This is a genomic window from Dactylosporangium salmoneum (assembly GCF_039532525.1).
GTDB lineage: Bacteria > Actinomycetota > Actinomycetes > Mycobacteriales > Micromonosporaceae > Dactylosporangium > Dactylosporangium salmoneum.
Genome location: NZ_BAAARV010000081.1, coordinates 36,209 through 52,787, shown reverse-complemented (window position 1 = coordinate 52,787; position 16,579 = coordinate 36,209). Strand labels below are relative to the sequence as shown.

The window sequence follows — 16,579 nt, the reverse complement described above, 5'->3', positions numbered from 1 at the left end:
GCCGATCTGAGCCCCGCTTTGCCTGTCCCCGGCCGCCGACGGCGGTCGGGAAACTGACCGTTGCCACTCCGCTATACGCGCGTACAGTCAGCAATACGCACGTACAAGGAGGCGGGTGCCATGCCGGAGCCGGAGTTCGAGGACCTCACCGCGCGGGCGCGCATCCGCGAAGCCGCGGTCACGCTCTTCGCCGAGCGGGGCGTCGACGCCACCACCGTGCGCGACATCGCGCAGCAGGCCGGGGTGTCGCCGGGGCTGCTGCGCCACCACTTCGGATCCAAGGAGGCCCTTCGCGAGGCGTGCGACCACTACGTGCTCGAACGGCTGGTGAAGATCAAGGAGGAGCTGGTCTTCGACAACCCCCGCTTCCTGCCGGCGGTGCACCCGACGATCGTGCGCTACAACAAGTACGTCACCCGCGCCCTGCTCGACGGTTCGCCAGCCGCCGCGGCGATGTTCGACGACATGGTGCGCCTCACCGCGGAGTGGATCGAACAGCACCTTCCCGGGTTGACCGACGACCACCGCAGCTTCGCCGCCGTGCTCGTCGGCATGCAGGCCGGCCTGTTCGCGATGCACGAGCACGTCTCCCGCGCCCTCGGCGCCGACATGTTCACCGCCGAGGGGCACGTACGGATGTCCACGGCACTGATCGACTTCTACTCGAAACCGCTACTCACCCCCGACCTGGTCGCCAAGGCCCACAGCGCGCTGGACGCGCTGCGGGCCAAGGCAGAAGGAGCATGAGGACCATGACCGAGGCGATCCACGCAGACGCACTGGTCAAGACATTCGGGCGCGCCCGCGCGCTCGACGGGCTCGACCTCACCGTGCAGGCCGGGGAGGTGCACGGCTTCCTGGGGCCCAACGGCGCCGGCAAGTCGACCACCATCCGGATCCTGCTGGGGCTGCTGCGCGCCGACGCCGGGACCGCCCGGCTGCTCGGCGGCGACCCGTGGCGAGACGCCGCCGACCTGCACCGCCGCCTCGCCTACGTGCCCGGCGACGTCACCCTGTGGCCGAACCTGTCCGGCGGCGAGGTCATCGACCTGCTCGGCCGGCTGCGCGGCGGCCTCGACGCCAGGCGCCGCGCCGAGCTGCTCGAGCGCTTCGACCTCGACCCGACGAAGAAGGCCCGGACGTACTCCAAGGGCAACCGCCAGAAGGTCGCGCTGGTCGCCGCCATGGCCTCCGACGTCGAGCTGCTCGTGTTCGACGAGCCGACCTCCGGCCTCGACCCGCTCATGGAGGAGGTGTTCCGGCAGGTGGTCCGAGAGGAGCAGCGCCGCGGCGACCGCACCGTGCTGCTGTCCAGCCACATCCTGTCGGAGGTCGAGGTGCTGTGCGACCGGGTCACCATCATCCGGGCCGGCAAGGCCGTGGAGACGGGGACGCTCTCCGAGATGCGCCACCTGACGCGTACGTCGATCCAGGCCGACCTGGCCACCCCGGTCGACGGCCTGGGCTCCCTGACCGGCGTGCACGACCTGCACACGCAGAACGGCACCGTCCGCTTCGACGTGGACAACGCCGAGCTCGACGCGGTGCTGCGCCGGCTCGCCGCGGCCGGCGTGCGCAGCCTCACCAGCCAGCCGCCGACCCTGGAAGAGCTGTTCCTGCGCCACTACAACGGTTCGGAGGCGGCGAAGTGACCGCGTTCACCGGCACGCGGGCCCTCGCCCGCCTGGCGCTGCGGCTGGACCGGGTCCGGCTCACCGTGTGGGTGCTCGGCCTATCGGTGATGCCGATGGGCACCGCGGCGAACTACTTCAAGCTGTACCCCACCCAGGCCGACCTCGAGGCGGTGCGCGGGGTGCTCAGCAACCCGTCGCTGGTCGCCATGGAGGGCCCGCTCTACGGGGTCTCCATCGGCGGGCTCACCGCCTGGAAGATCGGGGTGACCGAGTTCATCCTGGTCGGCCTGATGAGCCTGCTGACCGTCGTGCGGCACACCCGCACCGAGGAGGAGACCGGCCGCCTCGAGCTGCTGCGGGCCACCGTCATCGGGCGGTACGCGCCGCTGACCGCCGCGCTGCTGGTCACCGCGCTGGCCAATGCGCTGATCGCCCTGCTGACGGCGCTGGGTCTCATGGCGACCGGCCTGCCCGTGGCCGGATCGGTGGCGTTCGGCCTCGCCACCGGCCTCGTCGGGCTGCTCTTCGCCGGCGTGGCGGCCGCCGCCGCGCAGCTCACCACGAGCGCCCGGGCCGCCAACGGCATCGCCGGCGCCGTGCTCGGCGGCACGTACCTGCTGCGCGCCGTCGGCGACACCGGCCCGACCTGGCTGAGCTGGCTCGCCCCGACCGGCTGGGGCCTGGCCATGCGCCCCTACGCGCACGAGCGCTGGTGGGTGGCCGCCCTGTTCCTGGTCTTCGCCGCGCTCTTCACCGCCGTCGGCTACGCCCTGTCGGACCGCCGCGACGTCGGCGCCGGCCTGGTCCCGCCCCGCCCCGGCCCGGCCACCGGCGCCCCGTCCCTGCGCAGCCCGCTCGCGCTGGCCTGGCGCCTGCAGCGCGGCCTGCTGCTGGGCTGGTGCGTCGCCCTGGCCCTCAGCGGCGCGGTGATGGGCGGTGCCGCCAGCGGCATCGCCGGCCTCGAGTCCCCCAGTCAGCAGCTGACCGACGTGCTGGACCGGATGGGTGGACGCGGCGCCCTCACCGACGCGTTCCTGGCCGCCATCTACGGCATCATCGGCATGCTGGCCGCCGCCTACACGATCCAGGCCACGCTGCGGCTGCGCCAGGAGGAGGCCAGCGGCCGCGTCGAGGCGCTGCTGTCCACCCCCGTCAGCCGCATCCGCTGGGCCGCCGGCCACCTCGTCTTCGCGCTGCTGGGCACCGCCCTGCTGCTCGCCCTCGCCGGCGTCACCGGCGGCCTGGTGTACGGCGCCCAGTCCCACGACGTCGGCGGCCAGGTCGCCCGCCTGCTCGGCGCCGCCATGGTGCAGCTGCCGGCCGCCTGGGTGCTCGCCGGCCTCGGCATCGCCCTGCTCGGCCTGGCCCCGCGCCTGAGCGCCCTGACCTGGGCCGCGCTCATCGTCTCGGTGCTGCTGTTCGAGCTCGGCGCGCTGTTCGGCCTCAACCAGTACCTGCTGGACCTGACCCCGTTCGCCCACGTCCCGAAGCTGCCGGGCGAGGCCTTCACGATCGTGCCCGTGCTGTGGCTGACGCTGGTCGCGGTCCTGCTCGGCGCCGCCGGCCTGGCGGGCCTGCGGCGAAGGGACATGCCGGTAGCCTAAACGCAGTGAAGCCCGTGGATTACGACGGACGCCAGCACACCGTCTACGCCACCGGCCGGGCCCTGCCCGGCGAGACGGCCCGGACCTGGGCGGAGGCCTTCTCCGCCCGGGCACCGGCCCACCGCCCGCTGACCGTGCTCGACCTGGGCTCGGGCACGGGCCGCTTCACCCCGCTGCTCGCCGGCACGTTCGGGGGCCAGGTGTACGGGGTGGAGCCCTCGTCGCGGATGCGGGAGCAGGCCGCGGCGCATCCCGCAGTGCGGTACCTGGAGGGCCGCGCGGAGGCCGTCCCGCTCCCGGACAGCAGCTGCGACCTGGCCCTGCTGTTCCTGTCCCTGCACCACTTCACCGCCCCCCCGGCCGCCGCCGCCGAGATCCGCCGGGTCCTGCGCCCGGGCGGGCGGGTCCTCATCCGCAGCGCGTTCAGCGATCGCATGCCGGATCTGCTCTGGCATCGGTACTTCCCGAGCGCCCGCGGCGTCGAGGAGCGCATCTTCCCGTCCCTGCCCGCGGTGCTGGAGCTGTTCGCCGCGGCCGGCCTGGAGTTCGTGGCGCTGGACCGGATCCGTGAACTGTCCGCGCCGAGCCTGGCCGCCTACGCGGAACGCCTGAAGCTGCGCGCCATCTCCACCTTCGAGCACCTGCCCGAGGCGGAGATCGAGCGGGGGCTCGCCGCCCTGGAGTCCGACGCCGCCGCCGAGCGGGTCCCCCGCCCGGTCCACCTCGACTCCGACCTGCTGACGTTCGCGGTTCGCGGGCCGCGGTAGACCAGGCCGCCCGGGGCCGGCGTTTGAGCGGGCCGTCGTGGGTAGCTTTCCCGCGGCGACCCGCCGGATGCCCTGGCTCGAGGAGGAATTGGCATGCTCGGAACACGGCCGACGGTGCCGGGTGAGGACCGGCGGCACGGGATCACCGTGACGGCGCAGGCCCAGCCGGACAGGTGGTGGTTTGGCATCGGCCGGCCGACGCGGCCCATCGAGTCCGGCGCCAGCCCGCCGGAGGGCGGCCGGGCGCAGACCACGCAAGGGTACGTGTGGGCGTTCACCGCCGACGAGGCGCAGCGCAGCGTGTGGTGGGGCACGGTCACCAACGTGACCGGTGGCGGGTTCGCCACGGCGGCCGGCGACTTCACCGGCACGAGCCTCGGCGTGCCGCTGCAGGCCTGGGACGACCCGGACAACGTCACGTGCGAGTTCGCGGCCTCGTACAACTCGGTGCACGGGATCCCGCCGGCGCAGGGCGTTGCCGGTGACACGGTGCCGGCGCAGGTGTGGCAGTACGACATCGCGTCGGAGACCTCGTTCAACCGGACCCCGACCGCGCAGCAGTGCCCGGACTTCGACCGGCTCGCCGGCCTGCGGGCCGCCGGGTCGCTCGGCGACGTGGTGTTCATCGGCGGTATCGAGACCGACGTCACGGCGGGCTCCCAGGCCGGTGGGGTGGTCGTGCTGCTGGCCTACCGGGCCGCCGACGGCGCGTTCCTGGGGTGGCGGAAGTACCCCGGGTGGAACAACATCAAGAACTTCGTCGTCGCGGGCGGCCGGCTGTACGTCGGCGTGGGCCTGGCCGAGCCCGGCGCGGCGGGCACCGGGTCCGGGCCGAACCCGCCGACCGGCAGCGTGCAGCGCTGGTGCGGCGACGCCGCCGACCCGTTCCGGTTCGAGGAGGTCGGGCTGCTGGGCAACCAGCCCAGCTACTTCACCGTGCATGAGGACCGGATCGTCACCGGCACCTGGGTGGGCACCGGCAGCACCGAACACGCCGGCGTCTACGTGAGCCCGCCGCTGCGCGAGCTCGCACCGGCGACCCGCGCCGGCTGGAGCCTGGTGTTCACCGCGGCGCAGCTGTTCCCCGACCCGGTCACCGCCCGGTCGATGGTGTCGTTCGCGGTCACCTCGTTCGGCGGCTGGGTGTACGGCACGTTCGGCGTGCTCACCATGGAGCCGTCGTTCACGAACCACCTGACCGCGTACCCGCAGATCCCCCGGGACACGATCCCCGACCTCGCCCTGGCCTACCTGAAAAGCTCACCGGGCGGGGTGGTGTACCGGCTCAAGGACCTCGGCGAGCCGAACCAGCAGGTCGAGTTGCTCTACGGCGAGCGGAAGTACTGGACCTTCGAACCGGACCGCGGCGAATGGGCGCTGCGCGACAACCTGCTGCACCAGGACCCGAAGTTCGGCGGCGGCGGCTTCGGCAGCCGGTGGAACGACTACGTCGGCTGGGGCGCCGCGGTGTTCCGCGGCAAGCTCTACATGGGCACGTTCAACACCGAGAAGGTCCTGCGCGACATCACCCTCAACCCCGCCACCGGGCTGCTCACCCGCCTGCTCGGCCGCTCGGTCAGCGACGTGGAGCTCGCGATCCTGCGCCGGCTGGTCTTCCGTGACAAGTCCACCGCCGGACAGGTGTGGGTGTTCGACGACGCCGACAGCCCGGCCTGGCCGCTGACCACCACCGGCTTCAACAACGCCTGCAACTGGGGCATCCGCGGCATCCTGCCGGTCGGTGACGAGCACCTCTTCTTCGGCACCAACCAGGGCTGGCAGTACCCGACCGAGCCGCGGGACGATCCGCCGCGGCGGGCCGGGTGGCAGCTGCTCAGGCTCACCCCGCCCGCGCACGACGGCTCGCCCGGGGGCCCGGTCCCGGCGTGGCTCGATCCGCTCGGCGTGCTCAACCGCGTGGCCACCGCGGTACGGCTCCCGGCGCTCACCGCCCGGCGCTGACCGAGGGCCTGAAGCCCAGGGGGCCGCGGGCCTGAAGCCCAGGGGGCCGCGGGCTCGAAGCGCAGGGGGCCGCCGCGCGTCGCTCAGAACGGCAGGGGCTTGGTGTGCAGGATGACCAGCTCGGCCACGGCCCGGGTCAGGGCGACGTAGAGGCGGCTCATCCCGCGGGGCTCGGCGGCGACGATGTCGGCCGGCTCGACCAGCACGAACTCCAGGCCCTTGACCTGGCTGACCGGCAGCGCCGAGAGCGCCTCGGCCAGGTCGTCCGGTGCGATGACCGTGCCGTGCTCGGCCGCGACCGCCTCCGCCAGGTCGTCGACCTCGCGGATCCGCAGCGTGCCGCCGGGGCGGAACGAGCGGGTGGGCTCGATCCCGGGCGGCAGGGCCAGGGCGGCGTAGTCGGCGATGGCCTGCGGCACCCGGTAGCCGGTCGGCAGGTCGAGCGTGCGGACCAGCCGCTTGCCCAGCCGCTGCGCCAGCTCCGGCCAGGACGCGGCGGCGAGGGGGTGGGTGGCCTGGCCGAGGTCGCCGACGACGGTCATCGAGGCGTGCGCGGCCCGCCGGGCGATCATCCGGCACTCCATCGGCGAGAGGTCCTGGGCCTCGTCGAGGATGACGTGCAGGTACACGTCCTCGGCCGGCTCCTCGGCGGCGGCGACGGGCAGCGGCTCCTCGAGGGCCGGCACGAAGCCCTCCTCGCCGTACGGGTCGAAGCCGTCGGCCCAGCCCGTCACCTTGTGACCCTCGCGCAGGATGATGCCCGCCGCCCAGCGCTGGGCCGCCCAGTACCCGTTGTGGTCGATCGCCTGGCCGGACTGGGCCAGCGGGGTGGCCAGGCCGGGCGCGAAGAGCTGCCAGCCGTCGCCCAGGCTCCAGCTCAGCACGAACGTCTCCGGCAGCCGGACGCCGCTGCGCAGCTCGCGGGCCTGCCACTCGGGGATCCGTTCTGCTGCCCGCACGGGCGGGCCGAGGATCTCGGCGAGCTCGTCGAGCAGCGGCACGTCGTCGACCGTCCACCGGCCGTGCTGGGCCGGCAGCACGTCCTGCGGGGTCAGCGGGGGCCACCACGCGTCGAGGAACGCGTCGGGGATCTCCCGGCCTTCGAGGAGCTCCGACAGTACCGCCGCGGCCTCCTGACGACCGGCGTTGGGCTTGACGCCGTTGGCCTCGCAGCGCCTGCGGACCTCGGCGCGGGCCCGCGCGAGGTCGTCGGCCCGCAGGGTGCCCAGCCGGTCCGGGGCGCCCGGCGGGGTGTCCCAGGCCAGCTCGGTCAGGGCGCGGACCATCTTCAGGTCGCCCTTGGCGCGGGCCACGTCGGCGGGGTCGCGCCGGGTCGCCACGACCCCGTCGAACAGCTCGCCGAGGGCCCGCAGGTGCACGCTGTCCTCGCCGAGGCCCGGCAGGACCCTGCCGATGTACTCCGTGAAGACCGTCGACGGGCCGATGACCAGCACGCGGCCGTCGGCGAACTTGCCGCGGTCGGAGTAGAGCAGGTACGCGGCCCGGTGCAACGCGACCTGGGTCTTGCCGGTGCCCGGCCCGCCCGTGATGAGGGTGACGCCGTGCGCGGGCGCCCGGATCGCCTCGTCCTGCTCGCGCTGGATGGTGGTGACGATGTCGCGCATGTGCTCGCCACGCTCGCGGGTCAGGGACGCGAGCAGGGCGCCCTCGCCGACCACGCCCTCGACGTCCTCGCCGGTCAGCACGTCGTCGTCGACGCCGACCACCTTCGGCCCGGAGCAGGTGATGACCCGGCGGCGGCGCACGCCCAGCGGCTCGCCGGGCGTGGCCCGGTAGAACGGCGCGGCGGCCGGCGCCCGCCAGTCCACGACCAGCGGCTCCCGGTCCTCGTCGCGCACCCCGAGCCGACCGACGCGGAAGGTGTAGTCGTCGTCGAAGTCGAGCCGGCCGAAGACGATCCCGTCCTCCTGCGCGTCGAGGTCGGTGATCGTCGCGGCGGCGCGCAGCACCATGGCGTCGCGCTCGACCAGCCCGGTGAGCGGCCCCGCCGCGGCCCGCCCGTGCCCCTCCGCCTTGAGCTCCCGGGCCTGCTCGCGCATGACCTCGAGCCGCGCATAGACCTTGTCCACGACCTGCTGCTCGATCGCGATCTGCTGTTCCGCCTCGGACACAGTGCTCCCCCCTGGTTGGCCCGTTGAGACTATGCGCAGGTCAGGGCCACAAAATCAGCATCCGGGACGATTTGGGCGACTTGACGGGCCGATATGATGAAAAGGGCAGGGGGGCAGAAGGAGCGGCTAGAACGCGTCTCAAAGCTGATCAGTTCAGCAGGTTGAGGAGTCGCTCGGCCTGCTGGTCGAGGGTCCCAGGCGGGTTGCGGTGCTCGGCGGGGCCGCCGGGGCGGAGCATGTGCAGCCAGAAGGTGGCGTAGAGCCGGCGCGCGTCGAGGAGCCGGTCGCCGTCGAGGTCGAACATCGTGAGGAACCCGGTCCAGTCAGCGCGCCGGGCTGAGAGGTGTTCGACCAGGTCGGCCAGTTCGAACTCGCGGTCGGACCGTCCGGCGTCTTCGAAGTCGACGATCCGGATCCGCTGCCCATCCCACAGGTAGTTGGCGAGGTTCGGGTCGGTGTGGCCCAGCACGGTGTTGCCGGCGGGGCCAAGGCGAAGCCTGCCCAGGAAGGACCGGGCCGCGCGGGCGGCCTCGCCCGCCGAGCCCGGCAGGTCCAGGCCGGCCATGCGCTCCGTCATCAGCGCGTGGATCTCGGCGGGGTGATCGCGGCGTGCGGGGAGGTCGGCGCACGGTACTGACCACAGTTGGCGCAGGGACGCGGCCAACGCGGCTTGCTGGTCTGTATCCAGGCCGTCGGTCAGTGGCGTGCCGGGCAGCAAGCCCATGCTGACGGTGGGTGGATCGGCATCCAGGTCAGCCTCAATCGGCTCGGGCACCAGGTCGGGATATCGGGCGTACACCCGGTGCAGCACGGCCCACTCCCGGCGGTGTTCCCCGCGCGACCACGACACGTACCGCTTGGTCAGTCGATCCCCGTCGACGAGAAGATGGTGCGTCTGCGACACCCGTCGAATCTAGGTCGTGGCCTGGCTGACTCGCGACGGCAGCAGCAGGGACAGCAGCGCGGCCGCCACGGCCAGGCTCGACAGGATCAGGCCGATCTCGTGGAAGCCCGTAATCGGGCCGACGACCGCGGCCCGGGCGGCCAGCAGCGAGCCGAGCACGCCCACCCCGATCGATCCGCCCAGCCGCTGCGCGATGCTGAACAGGGTGTTGCCGTCGGCCAGCTGGGCGTCGGTCAGCGGCGCCAGCATCACCGACAGCAGGGGTGTGAGGCCGAAGCCGATCGCCGCCGCCCGACCCGACAGGATCGCCGCGGTCACCCACAGCGGCGTGCCGACCGTGATCAGCAGCAGCCCCGCGCCGGCCGCCGCGAGCAGCACGAAGCCGGCGAAGACGAGGTAGCGCACGCCGTACCGCTCGGCCAGCCGCTGCCCGGCGGCCGCGCCGACGCCGGTGATGAGGCCCTGCGGCAGCAGCGCCAGCCCCGTCGCGAAGGCGGTGTGGTGCTGCACCGACTGCGTGAAGACCGGCAGCAGGAACACCGCCGCGAACGCGACCACCGACGACGCGACGCTCAGCAGCAGCGCCAGGGCCGAACGCCGGTGCTGCAGCAGGGTCAGGTCCACCGCCGGGGTGCTGCAGTGCAGGGCCCAGAAGGTGTACGCCGTGAGCAGTGCCCCGCCGCCGATCAGCGCGACGAGGGCGACGGGCCGGGTCCACCCGTCGACGGTCGCGCGGCTGGCCCCGTAGAGGACGGCGACCAAGCCGGCGCCGAGCAGGACCAGGCCGAACGGGTCGGGCCGGGCGTGGCCGTCGGCCCGCGGGGCGACCCCGGCCGGCAGGCGGCGCACGCCGAGCAGGGCGAGCGCGCCGATCGGCAGGTTGACCAGGAAGATCCAGCGCCAGCCGCCGGCCGCGATGAGCAGCCCGCCGAACGACGGGCCGATCGCGGGGGCGAGGAAGAACAGCAGGCCGGCCGTGAGCGGGATCTTCCGCGCCGCGCCGCCCCGCCCGAGCAGGACGCTCATGGCCAGCGGTACCAGCGGCGCTCCGGTGAAGCCCTGCAGCGCCCGGGCGCCGATGAGCACGCCGATGCCCGGCGCCGCCGAGCACAGCGCGGAGGCGAGCACGAAGGCGGCGAGGGCGGCGCCGTAGACGCGCATGGTGCCGAAGCGGCGGGCGAGGTACGACGTCGTGGTGAGCCCGGCCGCGAGGGCCAGCAGGTAGCCGCTGACGACCCACTGGGTGACGGGCAGCCCGGCGTGCAGCTCGCGGGCGATGTCGGGGGTGGCGACGTTGACGATCGACGAATCGATCATCGACAGCAGGGGCCCGGCGAGCAGGCCGAGCTGCATGAGCCCGCCGAGGCGGGGGCCGGCCTCGGCCTCGGTTGCGGTCCCGGTGTCCGCGGCCATCGCGCTACTCCTCGCCGGCCAGCTCGGTGAGGCGCGCCAGCCACGCCAGCTCCCGCTCGACGCGATCGGCCAGTTCGGCGACGACGAGGCCGCCCCAGTGGTGGCTGCGGCTGCTGGCGGTGCGCTCGGCCAGGTCCCGCATGTGCCGCGCCTGGCCCCGCAGGGCGTCGACGCGGGCCTGCAGGACGCGCCGCCGCTCGTCGGGGGTGAGGTGCTCGAACTGCCCGAGCCGGGTGAGGAACTCGGGTTCGTCGGCGGCCAGCTCGGCCGGCAGGTCGGCGAGCATGTCGTGCAGCAGCTCCCGGCCGAGGTCGGTGATCTCGTACACGTGCCGCGGCGGCTTGCCCTCCTGCGCCTCGGCCGTCTTGGTCACCGCCCCGGCCTCTTCGAAGCGGCGCAGCGCCGGATAGAGCGTGTTGTTGTGCAGCGCGTAGGCGGTGGTCTGGGACACCCGTCGCTTCAGCTCGTAGCCGTGCACCGGCCCGCGCTGCAGGTGGCTGAGGATCACGATGTCCATGTACATGTCGTCCAGTCTGACATAGGTACAACTGGACGAATAGCGGCGCTCCTCAGAACTGGTCGTAGCCCTGCGCTTCCTCCGTCACCTGCACGTACTCGTCCACCGTCTCCAGGCGGAACATGATGGACGCCAGGTTGAAGATCCGCGGCGACAGGACACCGACCTCGGCGGCCAGGTCGCGCAGGAGGCTCGGGTGGCCGGAGAGCTCCCGGGCCGGGGCGTCCTCGGCCAGCGCCACGGTCTCGGCCCGCAACGGGTCGACGACCGGCTTGGGGCGCGCCGCGTGCCGGGCGATCCGCAGCAGGCTGGTGAGCAGCACGAGGTCGCGGGTGCGGGTGCCCGGCTCGATCGGGCCGCCCCGGGCCCGCGCGGCCCGGTCCAGCGCGGCGAGGGGCTCGAGGAGATCCCAGGCCTCGTCGAAGCGGCCGCCCCGCTCCAGGATCCGGGCCTGCTGCACGATCAGGTCGCGGACCCGGGCGTCGTCGCCGAGCGCCGAGGCCCGCCGCCGCTCCCGCTCGCACAGCCGCAGCGCGGCCGCCTTGTGCCCGAGGCGCTCCAGCACCTCGATCTCCAGGTCGGGCAGCAGCGACCGGCCGTCGCCGCCGCGGCGCTCGGTGATCAGGGCCAGGGCCTGGTCGTACTGCCGCCGCTCGATCATCGCCACGGCGGCGGGACGGGCCGTGCGCTCCCACTGCTCGTCGTCGGCCCGGGCGCGGACGTCGGGGTCCAGCCGCAGGCCACCGATGCGGCCGGCGACGTACACCTGCGACCCGGGCGGCAGCTCGTCCAGCACCGCGGCCAGCTCCGCACCGGCCGGCTCCTCCCACCGCCCGTCCAGCTCCCGCGCGGGCCGCGCGAGCATCAGGCGGTGGTAGAGCTCCTCGCGCCGGGCGACCGGCTCCGCGCTGTGCGCGTAGTAGTCCACCGCCGCCTCGTGGATGGAACGCGCGGCGGCCGGGCGGTCGCGGGCGATGGCCGCCAGCATGATGGCGCGGACGTCGGGGCGGTGCACGAGGGCGCCGTCGCCGTCGGACGACGGCTCGCACAGGGTCGCCTCCCGCTCCAGGGCGCGGAAGATCTGCGCCGCGTCCTCGGCGGTGAGCGGGGCCAGGCCGCAGGGCCCGGCCAGGACCGCCCGGATGACGTCGGGCGTGATGCGGCGCACGACCAGGCCGGGGTGGGCGACCGCGCGGGCGCGCCGGTCCCGGACGTGTTCGAGCAGCCTGGAGTACAGCTGGCCCTGGATGTCGCCCTCGCCGAGCGCGATGAGCCGGGTCGGGTCGGTCCCCGTGCGCCGCAGCACGTCGGCCGCCAGGTGCAGGCTGAGCGGGTTGCCGCGGGTCAGCCGGGCGATGCGCGTCAGTAGCTCGGCGCCGGTGTCCGCGCCGAGCATGCGCAGCAGCATGACGCTGTCCTTGCGGCTCAGGCCGGTCAGCGGCCACACCCGGCCGGCGCCGAAGCCCGAACGGGGGCGGGCGCGGCCGGCCGCCACCACGCGCAGGCCCGGCACCAGCGCCTGCAGCACGGCCAGGAAGGCCGACAGCTCGCGGGCCACGTACTCGTCGCGGCGGGCCAGCTCCTCGAGGGTGTCGAGCACGAGCAGGAGCCGCCGGTCGCCGACGATCTCGCCCAGCCGGGCCATCAGCTCCTCCGGCACCCGCTCGATGCGCTGGCTGCCGCGGGAGGCGATGTCGGTGTAGCCGCGGCGCCCGGCCGCCTCCCGCAGCCGCGCGCGCAGCCCGGCGATCCGGCCGTCCACCGGCAGCTGCAGGGCGACCTGGCGGGCCAGCTCGTCGAACAGCGACCAGGAGCCGCCGTCCAGCAGCCACGAGCGGTCGAGGCCCGCGTAGCAGACGAGGTGACCGGCGGCGATGCTCTGCTCGACCAGCCGGGCGAGCACCGTCGACTTGCCGCTGCCGCCGACCCCCTCGACCACGAACGGCGCGGCCGGTGCCCCCGTGACGTGCCGGGACAGCGCCTCGACCAGGTCCGCGCGGCCGAGGAAGCCGGCGGCGAGGAGCCGCCGCAGCGGGGCGAGGAGCTGCCGCCACTCCAGGAGCGACTGTGCCTCGGCGGCGGCCGGCAGGGCCGGGTCAGGGCCGAACCAGCGCTGCAGCTGCAGCGCCGCGGCGAGCTCCGCGGTGCCGGCATCGTCCTGCAGGACCGGGGTGCCGCGCAGGTACCGCTCCATCAGCCGCTGCACCGGCTCGTCCGGCCGCCCGGACGTCTCCCCCAGGGCGGCCAGCAGCTCCTCCCTCGGCGTGCCGCGCAGCACCCGCAGCCGCTCGTCGTCGCGCAGGCGCCACCGCGGGGTGCCGCCGGCGTCGACGACCCGCTCGCAGTTGGCGGCCAGGAACGCCGCGAGGCGCTCGCCGGCGTCGTCCGGGCCGGGCCCGAGCCAGTCGAGGTCGAACACCGACAGCACGGCGGCCCGGGTGAGCCACGGCTGGTCAGGCATGGGCGCTCACCCACCGGGTGGTCACGAGGCGCACCACGGACTCCTCCACGAGGGCCAGGTCGGGCGGCTGCGTGCCGGGGCCGAGGATCTCGGCGACGCAGGCGTCCAGCTCGGCCTCGGTGGTGTCGCGGCCCAGGTGGCCGGCGACGTCGGCGAGGAAGCGGTGCAGCACCTCGCCGTCGATGGCCGGAATCTCCTCGACGCGCACCGCGTGGCTGCCGGGCAGGCCGTACGGGTCCAGGCCGGTCACGACCAGGCGGGTGTGCGGCAGCTCGGCGTCCTCGACCCGCGCGATCAGGCCGCGGGCGAGGTCCCGGGCGCTCTCGTGGACGCCGGGGCGGTCGAGGCCGTCGAGGATGATCCAGCGGGTGGCGTGGTCGTGGGGGTAGGCGCCGACGAGGCTGTCGAGGAACTTGCGGACCCAGGCGTCGTCCAGCTCGCCGCTCGGCGTGACGTCCACGCGCAGGCCGAGCTTGGCCGCCAGGGACTCGGCGAACGCGGGGCCGGTGACCTCGCCGGTCCAGTAGTGCGTGGTGACGCGGGCGAACCGGTGGCCGGCCAGGCCGCCGGCCGAGCGCAGGTGCTCCAGCAGCAGCCAGGTGTGCGACTTGCCCGAGCGGGGCGGGCCGTGCACGACCAGCACCCAGTAGTCGGCCCGGGCCAGCTGGCGCAGGCCGGCGCGCAGCTCGTACCGGTCGATGACGGCGCGGACGGTCCGCGGGCCGACGAAGCACCACGCGTACGGGTCGGCGTGGTGGTACCAGCCCACGCCGAGCGCCTGCTCGAGGCGCCGGTCCAGCTCCTGCCGGAACGCCGGGCGCATCTCGCTCACCGCGTCGACGAGGGCGCCGAGCCGGCCCCGCTGGAAGGCGTCGGGCACGGCCTGGGTCCACGCGAGCCGGGCGGTGCTCAGCGGGTAGAGGCCCGGGTTGAGGCCGGCCTGCTCCAGCGTCGGCGGCACCGCGTCGCCGTAGACCGTGCGGGTCAGCAGGTCGACGAGCGCCTCCGTGCGCGGGTGGCGCAGGTCGGCGTACACGAGGTCGTCAGGGCTGAACACGGCCCACCTTGATGCCGCGGGCGGACAGTCCGGCAAGGACGCGCTCGATGCGCCGGCCCTGGTTGCGGTACGAGATGCCGTGCTCCTCGGCGGCGCTCACCCAGCGGTGGTGCAGGCCGACCACCCGCCAGTGCCGGTCGAACACCGGGGAGCCCGACGAGCCGGCCTTGGTGTCCGTCCAGTACTGCACCACGTCGTCGTCGACGTGGCGGACCAGGTTGTGGCTGAGGCCGATCATCTTCGGGCCGCCGTCCGGGTGCTGGATGATGAACACGTAGTCGCCCGGCCGCGGCGGCTCGGCGCCGGTCAGGTCGAGCACTTCGGCGGTGGCGGGGGCCGGCGCGGCCAGCCGGACGACGGCCCAGTCGTGCTCGCGGTCGCCCGCGATGGTGGCCGGGTCGCAGGGCACGACCGTCAGCTGGCGGGAGGCGCCGGCGGCGTCGACCTCGTAGTCGAACCACGCCTCGACCGGGCCGGCCGGGCGGTCCCCGCGCTCCCAGTCGTGCAGCACGTGGTGGTTGGTGAGCAGCAGGTCGGGCCCGATCAGGCTGGCTGTGCCGTGCGCCGGGCCGCCCGCGAAGGTGGCGGTGACGCGGCACACCGACCGGGCCCGCTCCAGCCCGACCCCGAGGAACGCGATGCCGAGCAGCGTGTCGACGCCGTCGACGACCAGCCGCTCGTTCCCGGCGAACCCGACCCAGCCGGGACCCCGCGGGTCGGACAGGCCGTCGGGCGCGCCGGTGCCCGGTTCGAGGACGGGCCGCGGGCCGACCAGCTCGTCGATGCGCCGGCCGAGCGGGGGCTGGCGCCGCCGTACCGCATCCAGCAGCTCAGCGACGAGGTCCTGGGCCCGGGCCTCGGACAGGACGCTCTGCCACTGCTGCAGCGCGCTGCCGGTGAAGGTGACGGTCGCCGGGTTCATCCCGGAGTCGAGCACCACCGCGATCACGTCGGCGGGCTGGAACAGCACCCGGGCGACGAGCGCGTGCAGCGCCCGCAGCGGCGGGCGGGAGAAGTCCAGCGGATACTCGTCCAGGACGCCGCCCACGAAATCCACGGCGTCCAGCCTCCCATCGTCCCGTGCCGGAAACCACCCCGCCGATCGGCGGTGTTTCGATCCGCCAGGGTGCACCCCATAAGGTGGCCGCATGCCGAGCCCGGACCTGGATGCCGCCGCCGAGGAGCTCTTCGCGGCCTTCGCCCACCGGCCGAGGCCCTCCGCACCGCGGCTGTGCGCTGGTCACTGCACCGGCGAGGACGACCACGAGCTACTGAACCGCATCGACCCCCGCGACCTCGACGGCGAGCTGCTGGACCGCTACTGGTGGAACACCTCGTTCGACTGGGAGCTGATGACGTACTTCATGCCGTCCCTGCTGCGCGCCCTGCCGGCCGACGACGGCATCGGCGACTTCATCGTCGCCATCGGCCTGCACGCCCGCTGGCCCGAGCTGACCGGCCGCGAACGCGCCGCGGTCGAGGCGTTCGTCCGCGCCTGGTTCGCCGACACGCTGCGCCACCTGCCGTCCGACGGCCGCACCGCCGGGCGGGTCCTCGATGCCGCCGCGACCATCGGCCTGGACGTCGAGCCGTACCTCGAGCACTGGGCCACGGTGGGCACCCGCGAGGCCCGCTGGCAGCTGGTCGACCTGGTGGTGCCGGGCCCCGACGCCTGCGCCGAGCCGTTCGGCCGCTGGCTGCTGACCCCGGCACCGCGCGCGATGCTCGCCGCCTGCGCGCCCGACGCCCGGACCGAGCGCGACCGCGACCGCCTGGAGACCGCCCTGGGGGTGCTCGCCCTGCGCGAACAGGGCCGGTGGTAGCCGCGTCAGGACTGCGCCGGGGACGGGGTCGCGGTGGAGACGATGTTGCCGTGCTCGTCGACGGTCACCGTGCGCCAGTAGCGGTCCCACTGGTCGTCGACGTAGACCGGCTGCTTGTCCTTCGGGTAGCGCACGTAGCCGGCCGGCGGGTCCTGGCCGTCGGGGACGCAGGTGCGGCCCGTCGTGTTGCCCACCGCCTTGGCCGGGTACGAGTCCGACCCGCAGATCCGCTCCCGCACGTGGCAGCCGGCCGCCGGGAGCAGCGCGGTCGCGAGCAGCAGGGCGAGGAAGCGGCGCATCCGTCT

14 protein-coding genes are annotated in these 16,579 nt (G+C 74.2%); 6 read left to right on the top strand and 8 right to left on the bottom strand.

Translation table 11 applies throughout. The features are described from left to right. Window positions 1-120 precede the first annotated feature (120 nt). From ABD352_RS41010 to ABD352_RS40990, 5 genes are all read left to right on the top strand, one after another. A complete protein-coding gene (locus tag ABD352_RS41010) occupies window positions 121-747 on the top strand; it encodes a TetR/AcrR family transcriptional regulator (protein WP_344617989.1) in 627 nt (208 codons plus the stop codon). A gap of 5 nt (window positions 748-752) precedes the next feature. Next, entirely contained in the window at window positions 753-1,652 is a 900-nt protein-coding gene (locus ABD352_RS41005) for an ABC transporter ATP-binding protein (RefSeq protein ID WP_344617988.1), read from the top strand. Further along, the gene (locus tag ABD352_RS41000; RefSeq protein WP_344617987.1) at window positions 1,649-3,238 is read left to right on the top strand and encodes an ABC transporter permease; all 1,590 of its coding nucleotides are present in this window, start codon (window positions 1,649-1,651) and stop codon (window positions 3,236-3,238) included. Before ABD352_RS41005 ends, ABD352_RS41000 begins: the two co-directional genes overlap by 4 nt. Window positions 3,239-3,243: 5 nt before the next feature. Further along, window positions 3,244-4,005 (top strand): class I SAM-dependent methyltransferase, encoded by a 762-nt coding sequence (locus ABD352_RS40995; protein WP_344617986.1) that lies wholly within the window; start codon window positions 3,244-3,246, stop codon window positions 4,003-4,005. A gap of 93 nt (window positions 4,006-4,098) precedes the next feature. Further along, a complete protein-coding gene (locus ABD352_RS40990) occupies window positions 4,099-5,967 on the top strand; it encodes a hypothetical protein (protein WP_344617985.1) in 1,869 nt (622 codons plus the stop codon). A gap of 83 nt (window positions 5,968-6,050) precedes the next feature. Here the strand turns inward: ABD352_RS40990 and ABD352_RS40985 are convergent, their stop codons facing one another. From ABD352_RS40985 to ABD352_RS40955, 7 genes are all read right to left on the bottom strand, one after another. Further along, on the bottom strand, window positions 6,051-8,099 hold the full coding sequence (locus tag ABD352_RS40985; RefSeq protein ID WP_344617984.1) for a HelD family protein: 2,049 nt from the start codon (window positions 8,097-8,099) through the stop codon (window positions 6,051-6,053). Between the two features lie 148 nt (window positions 8,100-8,247). After that, window positions 8,248-9,003, bottom strand: a complete 756-nt coding sequence (locus ABD352_RS40980; RefSeq protein WP_344617983.1) for a phosphotransferase — start codon at window positions 9,001-9,003, stop codon at window positions 8,248-8,250. A 9-nt stretch (window positions 9,004-9,012) separates the two neighbouring features. Then, complete coding sequence (locus tag ABD352_RS40975; RefSeq protein ID WP_344617982.1) at window positions 9,013-10,416, bottom strand: DHA2 family efflux MFS transporter permease subunit; 1,404 nt, start codon at window positions 10,414-10,416, stop codon at window positions 9,013-9,015. A gap of 4 nt (window positions 10,417-10,420) precedes the next feature. Then, window positions 10,421-10,939 (bottom strand): PadR family transcriptional regulator, encoded by a 519-nt coding sequence (locus ABD352_RS40970; RefSeq protein WP_344617981.1) that lies wholly within the window; start codon window positions 10,937-10,939, stop codon window positions 10,421-10,423. 46 nt (window positions 10,940-10,985) lie between these two features. Then, a complete protein-coding gene (locus tag ABD352_RS40965; RefSeq protein ID WP_344617980.1) occupies window positions 10,986-13,394 on the bottom strand; it encodes a hypothetical protein in 2,409 nt (802 codons plus the stop codon). Beyond that, window positions 13,387-14,451: a hypothetical protein gene (locus tag ABD352_RS40960; RefSeq protein ID WP_344617979.1), complete on the bottom strand. Its 1,065-nt coding sequence runs from the start codon at window positions 14,449-14,451 to the stop codon at window positions 13,387-13,389. Before ABD352_RS40960 ends, ABD352_RS40965 begins: the two co-directional genes overlap by 8 nt. After that, a complete protein-coding gene (locus tag ABD352_RS40955; protein ID WP_344617978.1) occupies window positions 14,438-15,508 on the bottom strand; it encodes a trypsin-like serine peptidase in 1,071 nt (356 codons plus the stop codon). The genes ABD352_RS40960 and ABD352_RS40955 overlap by 14 nt, the downstream gene beginning before the upstream one ends. Window positions 15,509-15,599: 91 nt before the next feature. On the opposite strand from ABD352_RS40955, the gene ABD352_RS40950 reads away from it, so the two are divergent. Then, on the top strand, window positions 15,600-16,274 hold the full coding sequence (locus ABD352_RS40950) for a hypothetical protein (RefSeq protein WP_344617977.1): 675 nt from the start codon (window positions 15,600-15,602) through the stop codon (window positions 16,272-16,274). 5 nt (window positions 16,275-16,279) lie between these two features. Here the strand turns inward: ABD352_RS40950 and ABD352_RS40945 are convergent, their stop codons facing one another. Further along, entirely contained in the window at window positions 16,280-16,573 is a 294-nt protein-coding gene (locus ABD352_RS40945; protein WP_344617976.1) for an SCO0607 family lipoprotein, read from the bottom strand. Between the last annotated feature and the right edge of the window lie 6 nt (window positions 16,574-16,579).